This is a genomic window from Anaerococcus vaginalis ATCC 51170, from assembly GCF_000163295.1.
Classification (GTDB): Bacteria; Bacillota; Clostridia; order Tissierellales; family Peptoniphilaceae; genus Anaerococcus; species Anaerococcus vaginalis.
In genome coordinates this window covers 1-1139 of record NZ_GG700531.1, presented here as the reverse complement: position 1 = coordinate 1139, position 1139 = coordinate 1, and the positions used below count along the sequence as shown (strand labels likewise).

Below are 1139 nucleotides of genomic sequence, written 5' to 3'. Positions count from 1 at the left end.
CAAATAAAAACATCTCAGAATGGTGCATCCCTCAAAACGAGGGAAAATCCCCTAAAACGAGGGATAAAACATCCCTCAAATTGGGGGATTGCTATCCCTCAAAACAGGGGGACACAAAAGACACTATTACAAAAGAAAAAAGAAAAGATTATTCGTCAGAGAATTCTCATGTTTGACAGCTTATCATCGATAAGCTTTAATGCGGTAGTTTATCACAGTTAAATTGCTAACGCAGTCAGGCACCGTGTATGAAATCTAACAATGCGCTCATCGTCATCCTCGGCACCGTCACCCTGGATGCTGTAGGCATAGGCTTGGTTATGCCGGTACTGCCGGGCCTCTTGCGGGATATCGTCCATTCCGACAGCATCGCCAGTCACTATGGCGTGCTGCTAGCGCTATATGCGTTGATGCAATTTCTATGCGCACCCGTTCTCGGAGCACTGTCCGACCGCTTTGGCCGCCGCCCAGTCCTGCTCGCTTCGCTACTTGGAGCCACTATCGACTACGCGATCATGGCGACCACACCCGTCCTGTGGATCCTCTACGCCGGACGCATCGTGGCCGGCATCACCGGCGCCACAGGTGCGGTTGCTGGCGCCTATATCGCCGACATCACCGATGGGGAAGATCGGGCTCGCCACTTCGGGCTCATGAGCGCTTGTTTCGGCGTGGGTATGGTGGCAGGCCCCGTGGCCGGGGGACTGTTGGGCGCCATCTCCTTGCATGCACCATTCCTTGCGGCGGCGGTGCTCAACGGCCTCAACCTACTACTGGGCTGCTTCCTAATGCAGGAGTCGCATAAGGGAGAGCGTCGACCGATGCCCTTGAGAGCCTTCAACCCAGTCAGCTCCTTCCGGTGGGCGCGGGGCATGACTATCGTCGCCGCACTTATGACTGTCTTCTTTATCATGCAACTCGTAGGACAGGTGCCGGCAGCGCTCTGGGTCATTTTCGGCGAGGACCGCTTTCGCTGGAGCGCGACGATGATCGGCCTGTCGCTTGCGGTATTCGGAATCTTGCACGCCCTCGCTCAAGCCTTCGTCACTGGTCCCGCCACCAAACGTTTCGGCGAGAAGCAGGCCATTATCGCCGGCATGGCGGCCGACGCGCTGGGCTACGTCTTGCTGGCGTTCGCG

1 protein-coding gene is annotated in these 1139 nt (G+C 56.5%); it reads left to right on the top strand.

Annotation, left to right across the window (positions count from 1 at the left end; genetic code table 11):
* Positions 1 to 248: 248 nt before the first annotated feature.
* On the top strand, positions 249 to 1139 hold an 891-nt coding region (locus HMPREF0078_RS09035), incomplete at its 3' end, for a TCR/Tet family MFS transporter (RefSeq protein WP_081445751.1).